This is a genomic window from Streptomyces niphimycinicus, assembly GCF_018883605.1.
Lineage (GTDB): Bacteria > Actinomycetota > Actinomycetes > Streptomycetales > Streptomycetaceae > Streptomyces > Streptomyces niphimycinicus.
Window position 1 is genome coordinate 1 of the sequence record NZ_JAHLEM010000231.1, and the last position, 498, is coordinate 498.

Genomic DNA, 498 nt, shown 5'->3' on the forward strand with positions numbered 1-498 from the left:
GGGTTCGTCCCCGCCGCGCTGACCGCCGTGCTCGCCGGTCTGCTGGCGGCCACCGCGCCGCTGGGCCGCCCGGCGGTCGCCGTCGTGGTGGCGGTGCTCCAGGCGGTCACGGCGGCCGGCTGGTTCCGGCTGAACGGCATGTGGCCCGCCCGGCAGGGCATCGCGCTCGCCTACGCGGGCGGTCTGGCCGCCAGCATCGGCCTGCTCGCCACCGAGCCCGCGCACGCCCCGACGGTCCTCATCGGCACCATCGGCGTCTGGCTGCTGCTGGTGGTGATCCTCCAGTTGCGCAGCCACGCCTCCGCGGACGAGCGGCTGTACGGGCTGACGGCCGCTGTGGCGTCCACGGCCCTTACGGTGCTCGCGGCCGGTCATCTTGCCGCCGTCGCCGAGTCCTCGGACGCCGTCGTGGTGGGGGCGGCCGCCGTCGCCGTGGCCGTGCTCGTACGGGCGCTGCCGCTGCCGACCGCCGCCGCCGTCGTGGTCGCGCTGGCGGCC

Annotated in this window: 1 pseudogene; it reads left to right on the top strand. The window is 77.5% G+C overall.

The annotated features are described in order from the left end of the window. Positions 1-498 (top strand): annotated as a pseudogene (locus KN815_RS21315) (hypothetical protein); the annotation flags it as partial.